This is a genomic window from Bradyrhizobium ivorense, from assembly GCF_900696085.1.
Taxonomy (GTDB): Bacteria; Pseudomonadota; Alphaproteobacteria; order Rhizobiales; family Xanthobacteraceae; genus Bradyrhizobium; species Bradyrhizobium ivorense.
Window position 1 is genome coordinate 884,894 of sequence record NZ_CAADFC020000016.1, and the last position, 22,382, is coordinate 907,275.

A 22,382-nucleotide genomic window follows, 5' to 3' on the forward strand; every position below is an offset into this window, starting at 1 on the left:
TCCGACTTCGGGCCGCTTCTACCTGGCGCCCTTTACCCTCGCATGAACGAGAGCTTGTGATCTCGTCGCCCGCACGGAGCGGCCGTCGGCCGCCGCGATCGTCAGGACGCGGAGCGCACGGTCGCGCCTTCCCTGATGCCGTCGACGTTGACTGAAAGCCGCTTGATCTTGTCGTACAGCGTCTGCTTCGGGATGCTCAGCAGCACGGCGGTCGCCTGCACGTCGCCCTGCTTGCGCCGCAGCGCGTCCTCGATGATCGAGCGCTCAATGTTCTCCAGCTGCCGCGGCAATGACACCTCCGATGTCGCGAAACCGGATTTGGTGATCGCCTTGCCGTCGAGCACGCCGAGCACAAAGCGGTCGGCGACGTTGCGCAGCTCGCGCACGTTTCCCGGCCACGAATAGGCCAGCAGGCGCAACATGGTCTGCTCGTCGAGGATCGGAGCATCGCGCTCGAACCGCCGCGCCGCGTCCAGGGTGAAATGCTCGAACAGCAGCGGGATATCCTCGCGCCGCTCGCGCAGCGGCGGCAGCTCGATGAAGGCGACGCCGAGGCGATAATACAGATCGGCGCGAAACAGCCGCTTTTCGCTCAGCTCAAGCAAATTCACCTTGCTCGCGGCCACGACCCGGCAATCCACCGCGATCGGCTTGTTGGTGCCGACGCGCTCGATCGACCGATCCTGCAGCGAGCGCAGCAGCTTGACCTGGACGCTCAGCGGCATGCTCTCGATCTCGTCGAGGAACAGCGTGCCGCCATTGGCATATTCGATCTTGCCGATCCGCTGGCGGGTAGCACCGGTGAACGCGCCGACCTCGTGGCCGAACAGCTCGCTCTCGACCAGCGATTCCGGCAGGCCGCCGCAGTTCACCGCGACATAATTGCCGCCACGCCGGCCGCTGTGATTGTGCAGACAGCGCGCGACGACGTCCTTGCCGGTGCCGGTCTCGCCGTAGATCGTGACGTCGACATTGGTCGCCGCCAGCGTGGAGACCAGGCGGCGCACCTCCTGGATCTGCGGCGACCGTCCCAGCAGACTGGCGTCGATGCCCTGGCGGTCCGCCAGCGCAGAGCGCAACGAGCGCACTTCGAGCGTCAGCCGCCGCTTCTCGGCCGCGCGGCGCACGACCGAGATCAGCTGCTCCGAGGAGCAGGGTTTTTCGATGAAGTCATAGGCGCCGGTCCGCATCGCCTGCACCGCCATCGAGATATCACCATGACCGGTGATCAGGATCACCGGCAGATCCTGGTCCAGCCGGCGCAGATCCGACAGCCAGTCGAGGCCGCTCCGTCCGCGCAAACGCACGTCGCAGACCACCACAAAGGGCATGTCGGCGCGAACCGATCCGTTGGCGGTCTCGACCGAGGCGAAGCCGAGGACGGAAAATCCGGCCAGCTCGAGCGCCTGAACGCCGCCGATCCGGACGTCGTCATCGTCCTCGACATAGATCACGCCGATCGTTTGGTCATCGCCCATGCGAAGCCGCCTCTGCTGTCTCAGCCAATGGAAGGGTCACGACGAACTCGGCACCATCAGGCATCAGGTTTCGCGCGTGCAGTTCGCCGCCAAACGAGCGCACGATGTGGTTGGAGAGCATCAGGCCGAGGCCCAGGCCCTTGCCCGCGGGCTTGGTCGTCACGAACGGCTCGAACATGCGCTGCAGCACGTCGGAGGCGATCGCCGGCCCGCTGTTGCTGATGGTGATGCGGCAGCGCGCGGCCGGCGCTTCTTCCCTGCCCGCCCGGATCAGGATCGATTTGCGCTCTGCGCCTTCCACGGCATCGAGCGCGTTCGCCACGATGTTGCACAACAGCTGCTCAAGCCGGGTCTGATCGGCAACGACACAAAGCTTGGCGTCGACCTCGGTCACGACGGCGACGCCGCCTTCTTTGACGCGTCCGGCCAGGATCTTGAGCGACTCGGCCACGGCTTGTTCGACCGACACCGCACCGAGCGGGCTGCTCGACTTGTAGGCGAATACCCGCAACTGGCTGGTCAGGCGCGCGAGCCGGCGCACCAGTTCGCCAATCCGGGTGAGGTTGCCGCGGGCATCGCCGATCGCGCCGCGGTCGACCAGCAGGACCGCGTTGTCGGCTGCGGTCTGCAGCGCGGCCAGCGGCTGGTTCAGCTCGTGGACGATGCCGGCCGACATCTGGCCGAGCGCCGCCAGCTTGCCGGCATGGACCAGCTCATCCTGCGTGGCCCGCAATTCGGCGGTGCGTTCCTGCACCCTGGTCTCGAGCATGTCGTTCGCGGTCTCCAGCGCAGCCTGGCTGGCCAGCCGTTGCCGGATCTCCCTGCGGCGTTGCTCGACCAGGCCAAGCGCCAGCAGCGCAACGACGGCTGCGAGGCCCGATATCACGCCGATAATCAGCGCGGTCTGCCGCGTCGGCGCCTCGTCGTCGAGCAGGATCAGCCGCCACAGGCCGCGGTTGATCGGAAGCTCACTGACCGTGTAGGCGGTGCCGTTCTCCGCGGTGATCCGCGCAGCATCGCCGGTGGACTGACCGGCGAAATTCCATCCCAGTGGTGCCAGGTCGTGGTTGCCGTAGGGTTTGGATCGCGCAATGTCGTCGCGCGTCTGAACCGACAGCGGCGCCATCGGGCGATAGCGCCACGCGTCGCGAGAGGCGAGGATCGTCACCCCGCGCTCGTCGACCAGCAGAATGTCGTTTTCAGTGTTGCGCCACGCCTGCTCGAACGATTCCAGATTGACCTTGACGGTGGCAACGCCCTTCGTCGCCCCGCCGTCCTTCAGCGCATAGGACAGATAGTAGCCGGCCTTGGCGGTCGTGATGCCGACGCCGTAGAACGCGCCGCGGCCGCGCGACAGCGCTTCGCTGACATAGGGGCGATACGACAGGTTTTCGCCGAACGGCGTCCCGGGCTGGTCGAAATCCGCCGCGGCAAGCGTCGCGCCGGAGACGCTCAGAACATAGAGGTTGTCGGCTCCCGCAAGCAGGTTGATCGACTTCAGATAGAGGCTGACGGATTGCTGCAGTGCACGATCGTCGGGAGCCTCGAGCAGCCGGAACACGCTGGGCGATGTCTCCAGCAGTGACGGCAGATACTCAAATCGCGAAAGATGGCCGTCGAGCCTGGCAGCCTCGACGGTCAAGCGCTGCTGAGCTGCGGCGTGCAAATGGTCGAGCCCCTGACGGAACGCGATCACATATCCGAGCCACGACGCCGCGGCGACCAGCGCAAGAGCAACCGCGCCGCGAACCAGCCAACGCGTGGAAGTGGGCACCACCGAACCGACTGTGGCAGGTCCCTTGATGGTCACCAGGGAAGGAAGCTCCGTCATCTCGTGAACCAGCACAACGCCGGGAGCGCCGGCCATTGCGGACGACCACTCACGCATGGCCCAACTCTACGGTCTTGCCCCGGAATACGCGACAGGAAAATCCGGTGCAGGCGGTGGTGAGCGGCAGGATCAAGCCGAGGAACACAGCGTCCATCAGCCTTCCCTCCAGCTTCGGCACAGCATCATGGCCGACACGGCATTCACCTCCTCTACACTGCGCTAATGGAGCTTGACGTGCGGCTCGGTCCGTCTGGTGATCAGGCGGGCCAGCGTGTCGAGCGCCACCTTCGCCGGACCGTGCAGGGCGTATTCGTGCATCTTGTACAGCGACAAGTACATCATGCGCGCGAACAGACCCGCGAACACCAGGTCGCCGCCGACCAGCGAGCCCATCATCGAGCCGACCGTGCTGAACTCGCCGAGCGACACCAGCGATCCGAAGTCGCGATATCGATAATCCTTGATCGGTTCGCCGCGCAGATGCCGCGGGATCTGGGAATAGAGGTGCGAGGCCTGCTGATGCGCCGCCTGCGCGCGCGGCGGCACATTGCCGCGCTCGCCCCATGCGCAGGCCGAGCAGTCGCCGATGGCGAAGATGTTGTCGTCGCGCGTGGTCTGCAAGGTCGGCCGCACGGCGAGCTGGTTGATGCGGTTGGTCTCGAGGCCGGCAATACCTTTAAGGAAATCCGGCGCCTTGACGCCGGCGGCCCAGACGATCAGTTCGGCGGGGATGGTTCGTCCGTCTGTCAGACTGACGTGGTCGGCGAACACTTCGGAAACCTTGGCCCCCACCAGCAGATCGACGCCGAGCTTGACGAGCAATTTCTCCGTCTCTTGCGCAACCCGTTCGGGCAGCGCAGGCAGCACCCGGTCCGCAGCCTCGATCAGCGTGATCTTGATGTCCTTGTGCGGATCGACCTGGTCGAGGCCATAGGCCACCACCTCCCGGGTCGTGCGGTGCAGCTCCGCCGCCAGCTCGACGCCGGTCGCGCCGGCGCCGATGATGGCGACCTTCAGCTGGTGCTCGCCGAGAGGCGCCGACTGCGCATGGGCACGGATGCATGCATTGACCATGCGTTCGTGGAACCGCTTCGCATCGGCCTGCGACTCCAGCTTGATCGCGTGGTCAACGACGCCGGGCGTGCCAAAATCGTTGTTCTGGCTGCCGACGGCGATGACAAGAACGTCGTAGTCGAAGCTGCGCTGCGGCGTCACCTCGCGGCCTTCGGCGTCGAGATAGGCCGCCACCTCGACCTGACGCCGCTCGCGATCGATGCCGATCATCTCGCCGATCCGATAGCGGAAGCTGTGCCAATATGATTGCGCGAGGTAGTCGACCTCGTGGGCGGCGATATCCATGCTGCCGGCTGCGATCTCGTGCAGCTTCGGCTTCCACACATGGGTGCGGTTGCGCTCGATCAGCGTGACATCGAGCTTGCCCTTGCGGCCGTATTTGTCGCCGAGGCGGGTGGCGAGTTCCAGTCCGCCCGCCCCGCCTCCGACGATCACGACCCGGCGTTTTCCCGATTGCGGCTCACTCATGATGGCCTCGATCGATCGCGTTCACAGTGCGCCCAATCCGCCCCTCGATCAGGCTCGCTCGGATATCGCATCCGCGGCTGCGACCGCGGCCATGTTCACGATGCGGCGGACGGTCGAGGACGGCGTGAGGACGTGCGCCGGCCTGGCCGCACCGAGCAGGATGCCGCCGACCGTCAGCCCCTGCCCCGCCGCCATCCGCAGCAGATTGTAGGAGATGTTGGCGGCGTCGAGGTTCGGCATCACAAGCACGTTGGCCGGACCGACGAAGCCGCAATCCGGGAATTCGTGATCGAGCACCGATTGCGAGAGCGCAGCGTCGCCGCGCATCTCGCCTTCCACCGCGAGATCCGGCGACCGCTCGCGAATGATCGCGCGCGCCTCGCGCATCTTGTGCGCCTCCGGCACCGCCGAGCTGCCGAAGCTCGAATGCGACAATAGCGCCACCCGCGGCGTGATGCCGAACCGCTTGACCTCCTCCGCCGCCAGCAAGGCGATGTCGGCCACCTGCTCGGCGGTCGGGTTGAGGTTGCAGTGGGTGTCGCAGATGAACAGCTGATGCTGCGGCAGGATCAGCATTTGCATCATCGCGAGCGTCCGCACGTTTTCTCGCGTTCCGATCACGCTGCGAATGGCGGCCAAATGATCGGCGGTCCTTCCGATCACGCCGCACAGCATCGCGTCCCCGATGCCGCGTTCGAGCAGGATCGAGGCGAGCACGGTTGCATTACTCCGCGTCTCCGACAGCGCCAGCGCGGCCGACACGCCATCGCGTTTGCGGCGCGCATGGTAGATCTCGGCGCATTTGGAATAGATCTCCGCATCATGCGGATCGACGATCTCGCAGTCGCGGCCGGGCCGCAGCCGGAGGCCGAACGCTGCGATCCGCTGCTCGATCGTCGCCGGCCTGCCAAGCAGCAGCGGCCGCGCAATCCGCTCGTCGGCGATCACCTGCGCCGCGCGCAGGATGCGCTCATCCTCGCCTTCGGCCAGAACGAGCGATTTTCCGCTGTCCTTGGCGATCGAGAACACCGGCTGCATCGCGTTGCCGGAATGGTAGACGAACCGGCCGAGCTTCTGGCGGTAGGCATCCATGTCGGCAATCGGGCGCCTGGCGACGCCGCTGTCGGCTGCCGCCTTGGCCACCGCCGGCGCGATCATCTCGATCAGCCGCGGATCGAACGGCTTTGGAATCAGGTAATCGCGGCCGAAGCGCAGTCCCTCGCCCTTGTAGGCCGCGGCCACGACTTCCGGCACCTCCGCCATGGCAAGGTCGGCGAGCGCGCGGACCGTCGCAAGCTTCATCTCCTCATTGATGGTGGTCGCCCCGCAGTCGAGCGCGCCGCGGAAGATGAAGGGGAAGCAGAGGACATTGTTGATCTGGTTCGGGTAGTCCGAGCGTCCGGTGCCGATGATCGCATCGGGACGAACCGCCAGCGCATCCTCCGGCATGATCTCGGGGATCGGATTGGCCATCGCGAAGATCAAGGGATCGCGCGCCATCTTCCTGACCATGTCAGGGGTCAGCACCTTGCCGGCCGACAGGCCGAGGAAGATGTCGGCGTCGTCAATGATATCGTCGAGCTTGCGCGCCTCCGTCCTGACGGCATAGCGCGCCTTGTTGTCGTCCATGCTCTCGGCGCGGCCGGCATACACGACGCCCTTGGCATCGGTCACGATGATCCGCTCGCGGCGCAATCCAAGACTCACGATCAGATCGAGGCAGGCGAGCGCCGCCGCGCCCGCGCCGGAGCACACCAGCTTGACATCAGCGATGTCCTTCCCGACCAGCTTCAGTCCGTTGAGGATCGCGGCCGCGGCGATGATCGCGGTGCCATGCTGATCGTCATGGAACACCGGGATCTTCATCCGCTCGCGGAGCTTCTTCTCGATGTAGAAGCATTCCGGCGCCTTGATGTCTTCCAGGTTGATGCCGCCGAAGGTCGGCTCCATCCTGGCGATCGTCTCGATCAGCGCGTCGGGGTTTTCCTCGGCGAGCTCGATGTCGAAGACGTCGATCCCGGCGAACTTCTTGAACAGGCACGCCTTGCCCTCCATCACCGGCTTGCCGGCCAGCGCGCCGATATTGCCAAGGCCGAGCACGGCCGTGCCGTTGGTGACGACGGCAACGAGGTTGCTGCGCGACGTCAGCACGTCAGCCTGCAGCGGGTCGTCGGCGATGACCAGGCAGGGTTCGGCGACGCCGGGCGAATAGGCCAGCGCTAGATCGCGCTGGGTCGCCATCGCCTTGGTCGGCACCACCGAGATCTTCCCCGGCGTCGGCACGCGATGATATTCGAGCGCCGCCTCTCTCAAATCCTGGTCCATCCTGTTCCCCGCCTTGATGCCCTCGTTCGAGGCGCCGACATGGGCTTGCCCTCGCCTTCAATTCTGCGCTGGCCGAAACAGCTCAGACCGCGTGCTGGCCGCCGTTCGCCGAGATCGTCGAGCCCGTGATGAAGCCGGCATCGTCGGACGCCAGGAACAGCACCGCGCGCGCGATCTCCTGCGGCTCGCCGAGGCGGCCGACCGGAATTTGCGGCAGGATGTTCTTGGCCACGATCTCCGGATTGATCGCCTTGACCATTTCGGTCGCGATGTAGCCCGGGCAGATCGCGTTGACGGTGATGCCGGAGCGGGCGCCTTCCTGGGCCAGCGCCTTGACGAAGCCGATGTCGCCGGCCTTGGCGGCGGAGTAGTTGACCTGGCCCATCTGGCCCTTCTGGCCGTTGATCGAGGAGATGCAGATCACCCGGCCGAACTTCCGCGCGCGCATTCCCTCCCAGACCGGCCGCGTCATGTTGAACAGCGAGTTCAGATTGGTGTTGATGACGGCGTACCACTGCTCCGGCGTCATCTTGTGGAACATGCCGTCCTTGGTGATGCCGGCATTGTTGACCAGCACGTCCACCGGCCCGAGGTCGGCTTCGACCTGCTTCAGGCCGGCGACGCAGGCCTCGTAGCTCGAGACGTCCCATTTGTAGACGTCGATGCCGGTCTGGCTCTTGAACTTCGCGGCCGCCTCGTCATTGCCGGCATAGCTGGCGGCCACCTTGTAGCCTTCAGCCTTGAGCGCGATCGAGATCGCCTCACCGATGCCGCGCGTTCCGCCGGTCACCACCGCAACCCTCGACATGATCTCCTCCTGATCGGTTTGTTGTCTGTTCGTGCGCTTTCGGCCGCCGCCGTCGCCCGCGGACGGCGTGTGCCGTCCGCGTCTTGCTTGCGTCCTGCCGGTTGGCTCAGTGCTCGACGGTCAGGGCGACGCCCATGCCGCCGCCGATGCACAGCGTGGCGAGGCCCCGCTTCGCGCCGCGCTTCTGCATTTCGAACAACAGCGTGGTCAGAACCCGCGCGCCGGATGCACCGATCGGATGACCGATGGCGATGGCACCGCCGTTGACGTTGACGATCGACGGATCCCAGCCCATGTCCTTGTTGACGGCAATGGCCTGCGCCGCGAAGGCCTCGTTGGCCTCGACGAGGTCGAGATCCCTGACCTTCCAGCCGGCCTTTTCCAGCGCCTTGCGCGACGCCGGAATCGGGCCCGAGCCCATCACGGCCGGATCGACGCCTGCGGTCGCCCACGACACGATCTTCGCCAGCGGCGTCAGACCACGCCTGCTGGCTTCGTCAGCGCTCATCAGCACCAGCGCCGCCGCACCGTCATTGAGACCCGAGGCGTTGCCGGCGGTCACCGAGCCCTCCTTGTTGAAGGCGGGCTTCAGCTTGGCCAGCGCATCCTGCGTCGTGCCGGCCCGGATGTATTCATCCTGGTCGACGACGACGTCGCCCTTCCTGGTCTTGACGGTGACCGGAACGATCTCGTCCTTGAACCGGCCGGCGTTCTGGGCGTCCTCGGCCTTGTTCTGCGAGCTGGTCGCGAAGGCGTCCTGCTCCTCGCGGGTGATCTGCCATCGCGCCGCGATGTTCTCCGCCGTGACGCCCATGTGATAGCCATGGAATGCATCGAGCAGGCCGTCCTTCAGCATGGAGTCGATGAACTTGACGTCGCCCATCTTGGTGCCGGGACGCAGATGCGACAGATGCGGCGCCATCGACATCGACTCCATGCCGCCGGCGACGATCACCTTGGCATCGCCGTTGGCGATCTGCTGCAGGCCGAGGGCAACCGAGCGCAGGCCCGAACCGCACAGCTGGTTCATGCCCCATGCCGTCTTCTCCTGCGGAATGCCGGCCGCCATGGCGGCCTGCCGCGCCGGATTCTGTCCCTCGCCGCCTGACAGGACTTGACCGAGGATGACCTCGTCGACGTCCTCGGGCGCGACCTTGGCGCGTTCGAGCGCGCCCTTGATCGCGACCGCGCCGAGCTCGTGCGCGGGCAGCGCGCCGAAGGCCCCGTTGAAAGAGCCGACCGGCGTCCGCGCCGCGGAGACAATTACCACGTCCGTCATGACCAACTCCCTTGATGCCTCGTGATGATCCGGCGCTGATCCCTTGCGGATCACGCCGCTCTGCTAGCCTGTCGTGATGGCGACCTCGATGTCGGACGGATCGATGTCGCGATCGAGCGCGACCTTCAGCTTCTCGCGATCGAGCTCGCCTTCCCACCACGCCACCACGACGCAGGCGACGCCGTTGCCGCACAAATTGGTCAGGGCCCGGCACTCGCTCATGAACTTGTCGATGCCGAGCACGATCGCCATGCCGGGAAGCAGCTCTGGCCTGACCGCCGCCAGCGTGCCGGCGAGCGTGATGAAGCCGGCGCCGGTGATGCCCGAGGCGCCCTTCGACGTCAGCATGGCCACGATCAGGATCGTCATCTGTTCGCCAAACGAGAGATCGACATTCATCGCCTGAGCGATGAACAGCGTCGCCAGCGTCATATAGATGTTGGTGCCGTCGAGGTTGAACGAATAGCCGGTGGGAACGACGAGGCCGACCACGGACTTGGAGCAGCCGAGACGTTCCAGCTTCTCCATCAGCTGCGGCAGCGCGCTTTCCGAGGACGACGTGCCGAGCACGATCAGCAGCTCGTCCTTGATGTATTTCAGGAACTTGAAGATCGAGAAGCCGGCGATGCGGGCGATGATGCCGAGCCCGACGATCACGAACAGGAACGCGGTGAGATAGAAGGTTGCGATCAGACCGGCGAGATTGCCGAGCGCCTGGGGTCCGTAGCGGCCGATCGTGTAGGCCATGGCGCCGAACGCGCCGATCGGCGCGACCTTGACCACGATCGAGATCACGCCGAACATCGCGTGTGCGACGTCGTCGATCATGGTGCGAACGGTGTGGGCGCGTTCGCCGAGCCCCATCAGCGCGAAGCCGAACAGGATGGCGAACAGCAGGACCTGAAGGATCTCGCCCTGCGCGAACGCGCCGACCACCGTGTCGGGAATGATGTGCAGGACGAAGTCCACCGACTTCATCTCGCTCGCCTGCTTGGCGTAGCCGGCGACCGCCGCGGCATTGGACTGGCCCTGGAAGCCGGACCCCGGGTGCAGCACGTTGGCGACGATCAGGCCGAGCGCCAGCGCGAAGGTCGAGACCACTTCGAAATAGACCAGCGCCTTGACCGCGACGCGGCCCACTTTCTTCACTTCGGAAATGTGCGCGATGCCGGAGACAACCGTGCAGAAGATGATCGGCGCAATCGCCATCTTGATGAGCTTGACGAAGCCGTCGCCCATCGCCTTGATCCACTCGTTCTTGCCGAGATCCGGCCAGAGCCAGCCGACCATGACGCCGAGCACGATCGCCACGAGCACCTGAACATAGAGAATCCTGTAAAACGGCTTCTTCTGCGTCACGGCCGCCGTTCCAGACGCCGCAGTGGTCGCTCCAGACATTGTGTGTTCTCCTTGATCTCGCTGTGCCCGCGGGTCGGCAGGCAGGTTATTTCTTCTTCTGCGGCGGCAGGTCGGTGCAGTGTCCCTCAAAGACCTCTGCCGCCATGCCGATCGACTCGCCAAGCGTCGGATGCGGATGGATGGTCTTGCCGATATCGGCCGGCTCGCAGCCCATCTCGATCGCGAGGCAAATCTCGCTGATCAGATCGCCGGCATGGGTGCCGACGATGCCGCCGCCGATGATGCGATGGCTCGTCGCGTCGAACAGCAGCTTGGTAAAGCCCTCGTCGCGGCCGTTGGCGATGGCGCGGCCGGACGCTGCCCAGGGGAACACCGCCTTGCCGAACTTGACGCCCTCGGCCTTGCACTGGTCCTCGGTCTTGCCGGCCCAGGCGACTTCTGGATCGGTGTAGGCGACCGACGGAATCTGCCGCGCGTCGAAATAGGATTTTTCGCCATGGGCGACTTCGGCGGCGACATGGCCTTCATGCACGGCCTTGTGCGCCAGCATCGGCTGGCCGATGATGTCGCCGATGGCATGGATGTGCGCGATGTTGGTGCGCATCTGGTTGTCGACGTCGATGTAGCCGCGATCCGTCACCCCGACCCCAGCCTTGTCGGCGCCAATATTCTTGCCGTTCGGGCTGCGGCCGACCGCCACCAGCACGAGGTCATAGAGCTGCGGCCCCGACGGCGCCTGCGCGCCCTCGAAGCTGACCTCGATGCCGGCCTCGGTGGCCTTGCCGCCGATCGTCTTGGTCTTCAGCATCACCTTGTCGAAGCGCGACTCGTTCATCTTGTCCCAGACCTTGACCAGGTCGCGGTCGGCGCCCTGCATCAGGCCGTCGAGCATCTCGACGACGTCGATGCGCGCGCCGAGCGTCGAATACACCGTCGCCATTTCCAGCCCGATGATGCCGCCGCCGATCACCAGCATCCGCTTCGGGATCGATTTGAGCAGCAGCGCGCCGGTCGAATCGACGATGCGCGGATCCTCGGGCAGGAACGGCAGCTTCACCGCCTGGCTGCCGGCGGCGATGATCGCCTTGGCGAACCTGATCGTCTTCTTGCCGCTCGCGGTGGCGACTTCGAGATGATGCGGGTCGACAAAGGCGCCGACGCCGGTCACCACCTCGACCTTGCGCGCCTTCGCCATTCCGGCGAGGCCGCCGGTCAGCTTCTTGATCACGCCGTCCTTGAACGCGCGCAGCTTGCCGAGGTCGATCTGCGGCGCGCCGAACGAGATGCCGTGGTCGGGCAGATGCTTGACCTCGTCGACCACCGATGCCGTGTGCAGCAGCGCCTTGCTCGGGATGCAGCCGACATTGAGGCAGACGCCGCCGAGCGTATCGTAGCGCTCGACCAGCACGGTCTTCATGCCGAGATCGGCGGCGCGGAAAGCGGCCGAGTAGCCGCCTGGACCTGCGCCGAGCACCAGCATCTCGCATTCGATATCAGCCTTGCCGGAATAGGAGGCCGCGGCCGCTGCGGCCGGCGGCGGCGCAGCGGCGGGCTTCGATGCGGCTGCGGGCGCAGGCGCCGGTGCGGCCGCGGCCCCCGCAGCTTCCAGCACGAGGATGATCGACCCCTCGCTCACCTTGTCGTCGACCTTGACCCTGACCTCCTTGACCACACCGGCATGCGAGGACGGGATCTCCATCGACGCCTTGTCGGACTCCACCATGATCAGGCTGGTGTCGACCGCGACGGTCTCGCCGGGCTTCACCATGACCTCGATCACCGCGACGTCCTTGAAGTCGCCGATATCGGGGACCTTGACTTCGATCTGCTGGGCCATGCCGCGCTCCCCCTTCTCAGAACAGCACGCGCCGCAGATCGGCGAGCACGTTGGCAAAGTAGACGTTGAAGCGCGCCGCGGCCGCGCCGTCGATGACGCGGTGGTCCCAGGACAGCGACAGCGGCAGGGTCAGACGCGAGGACCAGGTCTTGCCGTCGGCCGAATGCTGCTTCCAGTAACCCTTGCAGACGCCCATGATCGCGACTTCGGGCGCGTTGATGATCGGCGTGAAGTAGATGCCGCCGATGCCGCCGAGCGAGGAGATCGAGAAGGTGCCGCCCTGCATCTGGTCGGGCTTGATCTTGCCCTCGCGCGCCAGCTTGGCGAGCGCGTTCATCTCATTGGCGATCTCGGGCACCGACTTCTTGTCGGCATCGCGGATCACAGGCACCATCAGGCCGTTCGGCGTGTCGGCGGCAAAGCCGATGTGCCAGTAGTTCTTGTAGACCAGGGTGTCGCCGTCGAGGCTGGCATTGAACTCGGGGAATTTCTTCAAGGTCGCGACCGCCGCCTTCACCATGAACGGCAGCAGCGAGAGTTTCACGCCGCTCTTCTCCAGCTCCTTGTTCATCTTGACCCGGAACTGCTCGAGCTCGGTGATGTCGGCCTCGTCGTGGGTCGTGACGTGGGGAATGACGACCCAGTTGCGATGCAGATTGGCCGCGGAGATCTTCTTGATGCGGCCGAGCTCCTTGCGCTCGACCGGCCCGAACTTTGCGAAATCCACCTTCGGCCAGGGCAGCAGATCGATGCCACCGACGCCGCCTCCGCCGCTTGCCGCCGCAGCCTGCGGCTTGTCGGCCGGCGCGCCGCCCTTGGCAAAGGCCTCGACGTCTTCGCGCACGATGCGGCCGTGGTTACCGGTGCCCTTGACCTTGCCGAGATCGACGCCCATTTCGCGGGCCAGCTTTCGCACCGCGGGACCGGCATAGGCCAGCGCGAACGCCGTCTCGTCGACCGCGCCTGCCTGCTGCGCCACGGGGGCCGCGGCAGGAGCCGGAGACGCCGGCGCCGCGGCAGGCGCGGCAGCGCCGGCCGCCGCCGATGCATCGCCGGTCGCAAGCACGAGGATGATCGCGCCCTCGCTGACCTTGTCGCCGGTCTTCACCTTGATCTCACGCACGGTGCCCGAGAGCGGCGCCGGCACCTCCATCGTCGCCTTGTCCGACTCCAGCGCGATCAGCGGGTCCTCGGCCTTGACGCTGTCTCCGGGTTTCACAAAAATTTCGATGACCGGAACGTCCTTGAAGTCACCGATGTCGGGGACGCGCACCTCGGCGAGTCCGGCCGGCGCGCTGACCGGCGACGGCGGCGCGCTGACGACGGGGCGCGTCTCGGCCTGCTCGGCGCCGGCGCCCTCGAACTGCACGATCACCGCGCCTTCGCTCACCTTGTCGCCGACCTTGACGACCACGGCCTTCACCACGCCATCGCGCGGCGACGGCACCTCCATGGTGGCTTTGTCGGATTCCAGCGCGACCAGCGGATCCTCGGCCTTCACCTTGTCGCCCGGCTTGACGAAGATCTCGATCACCGGAACGTCCTTGAAGTCGCCGATGTCGGGAACCTTGATGTCGATCAGACCACTCATCGCTCTGCCCTCGGCTCCCTGCCTCACACGGTCCACGGCGCAGCGCGCCCGGCATCGATCTGATATTTGGCGATGGCCTCGGCCACTGTCGCAGGCTTGATCGCCCCCTCATCGGCGAGCGCCTTGAGTGCCGCGACGGCGACGTAGTAACGGTCGACCTCAAAGAATTTCCGCAGCTTCACGCGATAATCGCTGCGACCGAAGCCGTCGGTGCCGAGCACGACGTAGCGCCGTCCCGCCGCGTGGACATATTCCCGGATCTGGTCGGGGTAGTTGCGCATGTAGTCGGTCGATGTGACGACCGGCCCCGGATGGCCTTCGAGCTGCGTTTCCACCCAGCTCTTGCGGCGCGGTTCGGTCGGATGCAGCAGATTCCAGCGTTCCGCCGCCATGCCGTCGCGGCGCAGCTCATTGAAGCTGGTCGCGCTCCAGACGTCGGCGGTGACGCCGAAATCCGCCTTGAGCAGGTCGGCCGCCGCGATCACCTCGCGCAGGATGGTGCCGGAGCCGACGAGCTGGACGCGCAGTCCCTTCTTCGCGGTCTCGCCGCCGTTCTTCAGGAGATAGAGGCCCTTGAGAATGCCCTCCTCGGCGCCCTGGCCTGCCTCGGCCAGCGCCGGGTGCGGATAGTTCTCGTTCATCAAGGTGAGGTAGTAGTAGACGTCCTCCTGCGCCTCGTACATGCGGCGCATCCCTTCGCGGACGATGGTCACGACCTCATAGGCGAAGGTCGGATCGTAGGAGATGCAGTTCGGAATGGTGGCGGCGAGCACGTGGCTGTGGCCGTCCTCATGCTGCAGCCCCTCGCCGTTCAGCGTGGTGCGGCCGGCGGTGCCGCCGAGCAGGAAGCCGCGGGCGCGCATGTCGCCGGCAAGCCAGGCGAGATCGCCGACGCGCTGCAGACCGAACATCGAGTAGTAGATGTAGAACGGGATCATCGGCACGTTGTTGGTCGAGTACGACGTCGCCGCGACGATCCAGCTCGACATCGCGCCGCCTTCGTTGATGCCCTCCTGGAAGACTTGCCCGCTTTTGTCTTCGCGGTAGTACATCAGCTGATCGGCGTCCTGCGGCCGGTAGAGCTGGCCGACCGACGAATAGATGCCGAGTTGCCGGAACATGCCCTCCATGCCGAAGGTGCGGGATTCGTCCGGCACGATCGGCACGATGTGCTTGCCGATCGCCTTGTCGCGCACCAGCGCACCGAGCAATTGCACGAACGCCATCGTGGTCGAGATTTCGCGCTCGCCGGTGTTTTCGAGCAGCCGCTGGAACGTCGAGAGCGGCGGAATTTGCAAGGATGCGGATTTCCGCCGGCGTTGCGGCAGGTAGCCGCCGAGCTTCTCGCGCTGCGCGCGGAAATACTTCATTTCCGGGCTGTCTTCCGGCAGCCGGAGGAACGGGACCTTGGCGAGGTCCGCGTCCGCGACCGGCACCTGGAAGCGATCGCGGAAACCGCGCAGCGCATCCTGGGTCATCTTCTTGGCCTGATGCGCGATCATCTGGCCTTCGCCTGATTCCCCCATGCCGTAGCCCTTGACGGTTTTCGGCAGAATGACCGTCGGCTGGCCCTTGTGGTTCACGGCCGCGGTATAGGCGGCGAACACTTTCGCGGGATCGTGGCCGCCGCGCGCGAGCTGCCAGATCTCGTCGTCGCTCATGTCAGCCACGAGCTGCCTGGTTTCATCGTACTTGCCGAAGAAGTGCTCGCGAATGTAAGCGCCGCTCTTGCTCTTGAAGTCCTGGTATTCGCCGTCGACACATTCCTCCATGAGCCTGAGCAGCTTGCCGCTCTTGTCCTTTTCCAGCAGGCGGTCCCAGCCCGAGCCCCACAGCACCTTGATGACGTTCCAGCCGGCGCCGCGGAACACGCTTTCGAGTTCCTGCACGATCTTGCCGTTGCCGCGGACCGGCCCGTCGAGGCGCTGCAGGTTGCAGTTGATGACGAAGATCAGATTGTCGAGGTTTTCGCGGCCGGCGAGCGAGATCGCGCCGAGCGACTCCGGCTCGTCGGTTTCGCCGTCGCCCATGAACGCCCAGACCTTGCGGTTGGACGTCTCGGCCAGCTTGCGGTTCTCGAGGTATTTCAGGAAGCGCGCCTGATAGATCGCCATCAGCGGCCCGAGCCCCATCGACACCGTGGGGAACTGCCAGAACTCCGGCATCAGCCAGGGATGCGGATAGCTCGACAATCCCTTGCCGCTGGTCTCCTGCCTGAAGCCGAGCAGCTGCTCTTCGCTCAATCGCCCTTCGAGGAAGGCGCGCGCATAGATGCCGGGGGAACAGTGTCCCTGCACAAAGATCAGGTCGCCGCCATGGCTATCCGTCGGCGCGTGCCAGAAATGGCCGAAGCCGATGTCGTAGAGCGTGGCGGCCGACTGGAAGCTCGCGATATGGCCGCCGAGCTCCGAACTTTCCTTGTTGGCGCGCAGAATGATCGCCAGCGCGTTCCAGCGGATGATGGAGCGCAGCCTGTGCTCGATGGCGCGATCGCCGGGCAGCGCCGGCTGCTGGTCCAGGGGGATCGTGTTGCAATAGGGTGTCGTCAGCGACTGCTCGATCTGCAGGCCGTCGCGGCGCGCCGCCTCGAGCATCGCATTGACGACGAACTCCGCGCGTTCATTGCCGCGATGGCCCCGGACGGCCGACAGGGCGTCGAGCCACTCCCGGGTTTCCTGCGGATCCTGATCGTGCGTGTCCGCGATCGTCATTGCTCTCTCCATTGCATGCCAAGCCGAAGTCGCACGCCGACGCTCATTGCGGCCCGCATTCATGCGGAAGCGCGCAATGCCGAACGGGCGAAGTCCCGGTCGTTTCAGGTCGTGATTTGAATGTTGGTTGGCATCCGAACGTCCCCTCGCACTGTATATTCTGGAGCTGCCGCTCCTTTTGCAGGCATCTCAAGCAGCATTCGTGCCATGCCGCGGAATGCCCGGTCGATCACCGAGATGTCATTCAATTTGCTGGCTTTTGCCCTGCGGGCCGGCGCACCCGCCGGATGCGTCCAAAGCGGACCTGTCCGGAGCACCGGAAAACCGCCGGGGCGGCCATCCGAAATATCGGATCGCCCTGGTTGCGGTTCCCGAACATCGGGCGCGATCCCGCCCATCGGCCCACCGCAACCAGTGCGGGCCACCACGCACCCAGCGGCATGCAGTCATCGACTGCGACCAAAGCAGGACAACAGATTCAAGTTGACGCGCTTCGCGGCGATCGCTGAATGTCCGTGCGCGTTACATCTCGGCGCATCGAAGGCTGGCCTTAGACACATCGATCAGGCGTCAAGAATGGCGGCAACGGTAACAGGCATCTCCTCGATGGCGACCCGTCAGATCCTGGCGGAGCTGAGCAGGGCGTTCCAGAACAAGACCGGACACATGGTCGCCATCGAGTCCGTCGGCGGCGTCGATGCGGCCAAACGCGTTCGCGCCGGCGAGACGTTCGACATCGTCGTGCTCGCCGACGATGTCATGACACAACTCGATGCCGACGGTTTCCTCAGGCCGGGAAGCCGGGCAGGCTTTGCGAAATCGGCGATGGCGGTTGCGGTCGGTGCCCAGGCCAACCGCCCCGATCTCTCCAACGAGGCGAGCCTGCAAGCGGCCGTACTCGCGGCAAGATCGATCGGATATTCAACCGGCCCAAGCGGCACTCACCTGCTCGATCTTCTGCGAAGGTGGGGCATCGAACAGACTGTATCGGATCGGCTGGTGAAGGCATCACCAGGTGTTCCCGTAGGCACCCTGGTGGCTCGCGGCGAGGCCGAACTCGGCTTTCAGCAGCTGAGCGAATTTCTCGATGTGCCGGGCATCGCGGTCGCCGGACCGCTTCCCCCTGAGGTTCAGTCCACGACACTGTTTGCGTGCGGGGTCTGCGCCACGGCCTCCAATGCGGCCGGCGCACACGACTTGATCAGGCATCTGACATCTGCGGAAGCCGATGCGTCCAAGCGTCGTTACGGCATGGAGCCGGCGTGACCACGGTCAAGTCCGGGCGGTTAGCCAGAAGGGGAAGCGATGTCGAAACCTGTGACCGGGCCGTTCGAGAAGACGCCGGGCTGGCTCGACTGGTACACCGGCCCATCGACGCCTCGTTTCAAGCTACCCACCGGCGCCGTCGACGCGCATTGTCACGTGTTCGGGCCCGGCGGCGAATATCCATACGCACCCGAGCGGAAATACACGCCGTGCGATGCCTCACGCGCGCAGCTCTATGCGTTGCGCGATCATCTGGGATTTTCCCGCAGCGTCGTCGTGCAGGCGACCTGCCACGGCGCCGACAACCGCGCCATGATCGATGCACTGCTCCACTCCGACGGCAAGGCACGTGGCGTTGCCACGATCAGGCGCGGTGTCAGCGACGCCGCGCTCGCGACCATGCATGCAGCCGGCGTTCGCGGCGTCCGCTTCAATTTCGTCAGGCGCCTGGTCGATTTCACGCCGAAAGACGAGCTGAACGAGATCGCTGCACGCATCGCAAGGCTCGGATGGCACGTTGTGATCTATTTCGAGGCCGTGGACCTGCCGGAGCTCCGGGATTTCTTCACCGCCTTGCCCACGACCATTGTCGTCGACCACATGGGGCGGCCGGACGTCTCCAAGCCGATTGATGGCCCGGAGTTCGAGCTGTTCCTGAGGTTCATGCGCGAGCACGCCAACGTCTGGTGCAAGGTGAGCTGTCCCGAGCGCCTCTCGGTCTCAGGACCGCCGGCGCTGCACGGCGAGCAGAACGCCTATCGCGACGTTGTTCCGTTTGCTCGCCGCATTGTCGAAACCTTTCCCGATCGTGTGCTCTGGGGCACCGATTGGCCGCATCCCAATCTGACCGGCCACATGCCCGACGACGGTTTGCTGGTCGACGTCATTCCCCACATCGCGGTCACGCCGGACCTGCAGCAGAAGCTGCTGGTCGACAATCCGATGCGGCTCTACTGGCCCGAGGAATGCTGAAGCGGCCGACCCGGGGTTCGATCGTGCGCCCGCGACGTCATCGCCTCCCGAGACTCCTCAGATACGCGCAAAACATGTCGGCCATGGCGTCGGCATAGGCCGCGATCTCCGCCGGCGTGCGCGGGCTTTCCGAAAACTCCTTGCCGACGGCGCTCAGGGTCGTCGTAATCAACTCGCCCGCCACCGCGCGCGTCGCATCCGACGCGCTCGGCAACGCCTCGCGCAAAAATGCCTCGACAATGCCTTCGCCGGCGGCGCGCGCCTGCCGCGCTTCGGGCGCGTCGCGATAGAGCGGCGCAGCGTCGTTGAGCGCGACGCGCACCGCGGCCTCCTCGCATTCCGAGCGGATGAAGGCGTGCACCAGGCGGCGCAGCCGCTCGAGCGGCGGCCGCGCGGCATCGGCGAGAATGTCACGCAGCAGGCCGGAGGTCTGCCGCCACTCGTCGCTCTGCAGCCGGAACAGGATCGCCGCCTTGTTCGGAAAGTACTGATAGAGCGAGCCGACGCTGACGCCGGCCTTTTCCGCGACCCGCGCCGTGGTGAAGCGCTGCGCGCCCTCCCTGGTCAAAACCTGAACAGCGGCATCCAGGATCGCCGAAACCAGCTCGGTCGAGCGGGCCTGCTGCGGCTGCTTTCGCGAGGAAATTGAAGCGGTTCGGCGTTCGGTCATGGCCGCGTCGGGGAATGCGATTAGCGAATGCGAATAATTAGTCGTATTTCAGGTCGCGCGCAAGGACGCGCCACCAACCAAGGATTTGCCAAGGATTTTGCAATGACCACCCTGACCACCCCGAAGCTCGCGCGCCTGCTCGATGGCCTGTTCGCGCAAGCCTCCGCCGCGGCGGAGGAGACCAGCCTTGCCGTCGCCGATCTCTTCGATGCGGAGCGCGCGCGGATGATGCGGAGCAAGACCGACTATCGCGAGCTCTATGGACGGCTGAAGCACGCGCCGCTCGCAGTCTCGCGCGAGACCGGCGCGCTGCTCTACATGCTGGCGCGCGGTGCGCGGGCGCGGAGCATCGTCGAGTTCGGCACCTCGTTCGGCATCTCGACCCTGCACCTCGCCGCGGCGCTGCGCGACAATGGCGGCGGCCACCTGATCACCAGCGAGTTCGAACCGTCCAAGGTGGCGCGCGCGAAGGATAATCTGACCGCCGGCGGCCTGATCGACCTCGTCGAGATCCGCGAGGGCGACGCGCTGAAGACGCTGGGCACGGATCTGCCCGAGACGATCGACCTCGTGCTGCTCGACGGCGCCAAGGCGCTCTATCCCGACATCCTCGATCTCGTCGAGAGCCGGCTGAAGCCGGGCGCCTACATCGTCGCCGACAATGCCGATGACAGCCCCGATTACCTAGCGCGGGTGCGCGCGGCCAACAGCGGCTATCTGTCGGTGCCGTTCGGCGATGACGTCGAGCTGTCGATGCGGCTTGGCTGACGCCTAATCGTCGCTGTCGTCGAACAGCTCGATCCGGCGTGGCGCTTCCACCGCCATGAGACGCGGGCCCTCGGTCGATCGCCGCACACTGCGCTCCACGTCGCGCAACTCGTCGCCCTGACGGATGTCATCGCCCTGACGGCCGCGGCGGCGCTCGGCCCAGCGCTGACGCCGCTCGGCCCGGCGCTTCTCCGTAGTTGCACGCTTCACGTCCGCGTCGCGCGCGCTTGTGTTGGTGTTCGATGCTTCGGAGGACGCGGACGGTTCGCGTGCGGCGGCGGGCTTGGTCTGCGCGGGAGCTGACGGCGGCTGTGCATTCGTCTCCTGCACGGCCGGCGTCTCAGGTTGCGCGGCCGGCGGATTGTTCGGCTGCGCATTCTGCTGCTGAGGCTGCTCGGATTGCGGCGGCGCCGGCGCGACAGTCACCGGCTTCGTCGCGGCTTCCTGCGTTGCGGCAAGGTATGGTGCAGGCTGTGACGAAGCCGATGGCGGGCCGGCTTGCTCGCTGGTCGTGCGGCGGTCGAGCCGACTGGCCTCCTGCTTTGCTTCGTGTGGGTTGGCGATGTTGGCGATCGTGAAGCCGCCGCCGACGCCGACTGCGATCGCAGCAACAACAGTTCCCACACCGGCGAAATAAGCCGTTGATGTCCGCATGACTCGCCTCCTCGTCCCGGGCGAGCAACGTGTGAGGAGATGCGATGTTCCGATAAAACCGCGCGCGATGCCACGCGCGAAGGATTCACGGCGAATCAACGCGCGCGACGATGGTTCCGATCGCTCAGATCATCGCCGCGACTTTTTCCAGACCGATCAGGCGGGCCAGTGAACGGACCTCGTTCTTCTGGTCCTCGCGGAGCTGGAACAGCAGCGGCATTGCCGCCGATTTCAGCTGCTGGACTTCCTCGGAGTCCGGATCGATCGGCATGCTGCCCGAGGCCGCATCGCCCTGGCGCTTGCTGTGGATCTTGCGCGCCACCGCGCGCAGCGCGGTCTCGACCGGCGGCCAGTAATATTCCTGCGACGACGACAGGCGGAGCCGTTCCTTGATGCTGGCGATCTGTGCGTCGCTGAGCAGGGTGTAGCTCTTCTGCGGCGCCGGCTTGGCGGCCGCCTTCGGCTTCGGCGGCGCGGGGGCGACCGGCGCGGCCGCGGGCTCGGTGATCTTCGGCGCGACGTCAGCCGGCTCGGTCAGCTTCGGCAGGCCGACATCGGCGGGTTCGGTGGAGGCATAGGCCTGACGCAGGCTGTCGGAGGCCCCCGGAATGGCAGCCTGGGCACGCAGTTGCAGCTGCGACGGTGCGGCGGGCGGCGCGACCGCCTGCAGCGGCTCGAAGGCAGCGGTGGCGAGCGCCGCGACCGCAAGCTTGTCCTGCTTGCCCGCCCTGTTGGCGACGGGGGCGGCATCGGCCGGCACCGCGGCGACCGCCAACGGCGCCGCCGGGAGGCTGTCCCGGCCCAAAATGGCTGCTATCGCGGCGCCGGCGAGGAGAAAACAGGTCAGCGCGGCGAGGGTGATGGCTCTGGTCAAAAACGTCTCCATTCCCGGCCGGTGTCGCCGCAGGCTGACCGCCAAATGCGGCGTTAGCGTGCCGCGACGGCGACAATCGCCGCCAAATTGGGTGAAAATTGCACCGAAACGGCTGGAAAATCAGGCCGCGAGGTCAAGCTCATAGGCTTCCTGGATGTCGGCCACGATCTCATGGGCGGTCCACAGGGCGCCGGGCTGCACCGAGCGCAGGCTGACCGTCCAGTTGGTCCGGCGGGTGCGCGGCGTGCTGACGATGTCGAATTCGACCTGACGGCACAGCGGGTGCCGCTGCAGGGCAAAGAAGACGCGGGTCGTGAGCTCGTCGAGCGTCGCCGGGGTCTTGGCTGAAAGCGCCTCTAGGGGCATGTCGCATTCCCATCATTGGCGGCCCAGCCATGACGATGGCGGCCCGTCCTG

The 22,382-nt window shown here is 65.8% G+C and carries 18 protein-coding genes; 4 read left to right on the top strand and 14 right to left on the bottom strand.

Annotation, left to right across the window (positions count from 1 at the left end; translation table 11 throughout):
- Nucleotides 1-101: 101 nt before the first annotated feature.
- Nucleotides 102-1,478: a sigma-54-dependent transcriptional regulator gene (locus tag CI41S_RS24175; RefSeq protein WP_139480461.1), complete on the bottom strand. Its 1,377-nt coding sequence runs from the start codon at nucleotides 1,476-1,478 to the stop codon at nucleotides 102-104.
- A complete protein-coding gene (locus tag CI41S_RS24180) occupies nucleotides 1,468-3,366 on the bottom strand; it encodes a sensor histidine kinase (protein ID WP_139861856.1) in 1,899 nt (632 codons plus the stop codon). Before CI41S_RS24180 ends, CI41S_RS24175 begins: the two co-directional genes overlap by 11 nt.
- On the opposite strand from CI41S_RS24180, the gene CI41S_RS43645 reads away from it, so the two are divergent.
- Nucleotides 3,365-3,532 carry a hypothetical protein gene (locus CI41S_RS43645; protein WP_172628162.1) on the top strand — a complete coding sequence of 56 codons (168 nt, stop codon included), beginning with the start codon at nucleotides 3,365-3,367 and terminating at the stop codon, nucleotides 3,530-3,532. The genes CI41S_RS24180 and CI41S_RS43645 overlap by 2 nt on opposite strands.
- Here CI41S_RS43645 and CI41S_RS24185 read toward each other — a convergent pair.
- The 8 genes from CI41S_RS24185 to aceE all read right to left on the bottom strand — a co-directional run bounded on the left by CI41S_RS24185 (nucleotide 3,529) and on the right by aceE (nucleotide 16,773).
- Complete coding sequence (locus CI41S_RS24185; protein ID WP_139861857.1) at nucleotides 3,529-4,851, bottom strand: NAD(P)/FAD-dependent oxidoreductase; 1,323 nt, start codon at nucleotides 4,849-4,851, stop codon at nucleotides 3,529-3,531. The genes CI41S_RS43645 and CI41S_RS24185 overlap by 4 nt on opposite strands.
- Before the next feature lie 48 nt (nucleotides 4,852-4,899).
- Nucleotides 4,900-7,176 (bottom strand): NADP-dependent malic enzyme, encoded by a 2,277-nt coding sequence (locus CI41S_RS24190; RefSeq protein WP_139861858.1) that lies wholly within the window; start codon nucleotides 7,174-7,176, stop codon nucleotides 4,900-4,902.
- Between the two features lie 82 nt (nucleotides 7,177-7,258).
- Nucleotides 7,259-7,984, bottom strand: coding sequence for an acetoacetyl-CoA reductase (gene phbB / locus CI41S_RS24195; RefSeq protein WP_139861859.1), 726 nt, complete (start codon nucleotides 7,982-7,984; stop codon nucleotides 7,259-7,261).
- Between the two features lie 106 nt (nucleotides 7,985-8,090).
- Nucleotides 8,091-9,263: an acetyl-CoA C-acetyltransferase gene (locus CI41S_RS24200; protein ID WP_139861860.1), complete on the bottom strand. Its 1,173-nt coding sequence runs from the start codon at nucleotides 9,261-9,263 to the stop codon at nucleotides 8,091-8,093.
- 63 nt (nucleotides 9,264-9,326) lie between these two features.
- Complete coding sequence (locus CI41S_RS24205; RefSeq protein WP_139861861.1) at nucleotides 9,327-10,661, bottom strand: dicarboxylate/amino acid:cation symporter; 1,335 nt, start codon at nucleotides 10,659-10,661, stop codon at nucleotides 9,327-9,329.
- A 46-nt stretch (nucleotides 10,662-10,707) separates the two neighbouring features.
- Nucleotides 10,708-12,459, bottom strand: a complete 1,752-nt coding sequence (lpdA, locus tag CI41S_RS24210) for a dihydrolipoyl dehydrogenase (RefSeq protein WP_139861862.1) — start codon at nucleotides 12,457-12,459, stop codon at nucleotides 10,708-10,710.
- A 16-nt stretch (nucleotides 12,460-12,475) separates the two neighbouring features.
- The gene (gene aceF / locus CI41S_RS24215; RefSeq protein ID WP_139861863.1) at nucleotides 12,476-14,050 is read right to left on the bottom strand and encodes a dihydrolipoyllysine-residue acetyltransferase; all 1,575 of its coding nucleotides are present in this window, start codon (nucleotides 14,048-14,050) and stop codon (nucleotides 12,476-12,478) included.
- Between the two features lie 23 nt (nucleotides 14,051-14,073).
- A complete protein-coding gene (gene aceE / locus CI41S_RS24220) occupies nucleotides 14,074-16,773 on the bottom strand; it encodes a pyruvate dehydrogenase (acetyl-transferring), homodimeric type (protein ID WP_139861864.1) in 2,700 nt (899 codons plus the stop codon).
- Nucleotides 16,774-17,244: 471 nt separating this feature from the next.
- Here aceE and CI41S_RS24225 point away from each other — a divergent pair, with 471 nt between their 5' ends.
- Together CI41S_RS24225 and CI41S_RS24230 are read left to right on the top strand one after the other, a co-directional pair.
- Complete coding sequence (locus CI41S_RS24225) at nucleotides 17,245-18,027, top strand: substrate-binding domain-containing protein (protein WP_244626676.1); 783 nt, start codon at nucleotides 17,245-17,247, stop codon at nucleotides 18,025-18,027.
- 39 nt (nucleotides 18,028-18,066) lie between these two features.
- Entirely contained in the window at nucleotides 18,067-18,999 is a 933-nt protein-coding gene (locus CI41S_RS24230; protein ID WP_139861865.1) for an amidohydrolase family protein, read from the top strand.
- Between the two features lie 37 nt (nucleotides 19,000-19,036).
- On the opposite strand, the gene CI41S_RS24235 is transcribed toward CI41S_RS24230, so the two are convergent.
- Nucleotides 19,037-19,669, bottom strand: coding sequence for a TetR/AcrR family transcriptional regulator (locus CI41S_RS24235; RefSeq protein WP_139861866.1), 633 nt, complete (start codon nucleotides 19,667-19,669; stop codon nucleotides 19,037-19,039).
- 102 nt (nucleotides 19,670-19,771) lie between these two features.
- Between CI41S_RS24235 and CI41S_RS24240 the strand changes: the two genes are divergently transcribed.
- A complete protein-coding gene (locus tag CI41S_RS24240) occupies nucleotides 19,772-20,437 on the top strand; it encodes an O-methyltransferase (protein WP_139861867.1) in 666 nt (221 codons plus the stop codon).
- A gap of 3 nt (nucleotides 20,438-20,440) precedes the next feature.
- Here CI41S_RS24240 and CI41S_RS24245 read toward each other — a convergent pair whose 3' ends face one another.
- The 3 genes from CI41S_RS24245 to CI41S_RS24255 all read right to left on the bottom strand — a co-directional run bounded on the left by CI41S_RS24245 (nucleotide 20,441) and on the right by CI41S_RS24255 (nucleotide 22,331).
- Nucleotides 20,441-21,091, bottom strand: coding sequence for a hypothetical protein (locus CI41S_RS24245; protein ID WP_139861868.1), 651 nt, complete (start codon nucleotides 21,089-21,091; stop codon nucleotides 20,441-20,443).
- 124 nt (nucleotides 21,092-21,215) lie between these two features.
- Nucleotides 21,216-21,965 carry a hypothetical protein gene (locus tag CI41S_RS24250; RefSeq protein WP_139861869.1) on the bottom strand — a complete coding sequence of 250 codons (750 nt, stop codon included), beginning with the start codon at nucleotides 21,963-21,965 and terminating at the stop codon, nucleotides 21,216-21,218.
- A 120-nt stretch (nucleotides 21,966-22,085) separates the two neighbouring features.
- Nucleotides 22,086-22,331, bottom strand: a complete 246-nt coding sequence (locus CI41S_RS24255; RefSeq protein WP_139480445.1) for a hypothetical protein — start codon at nucleotides 22,329-22,331, stop codon at nucleotides 22,086-22,088.
- Between the last annotated feature and the right edge of the window lie 51 nt (nucleotides 22,332-22,382).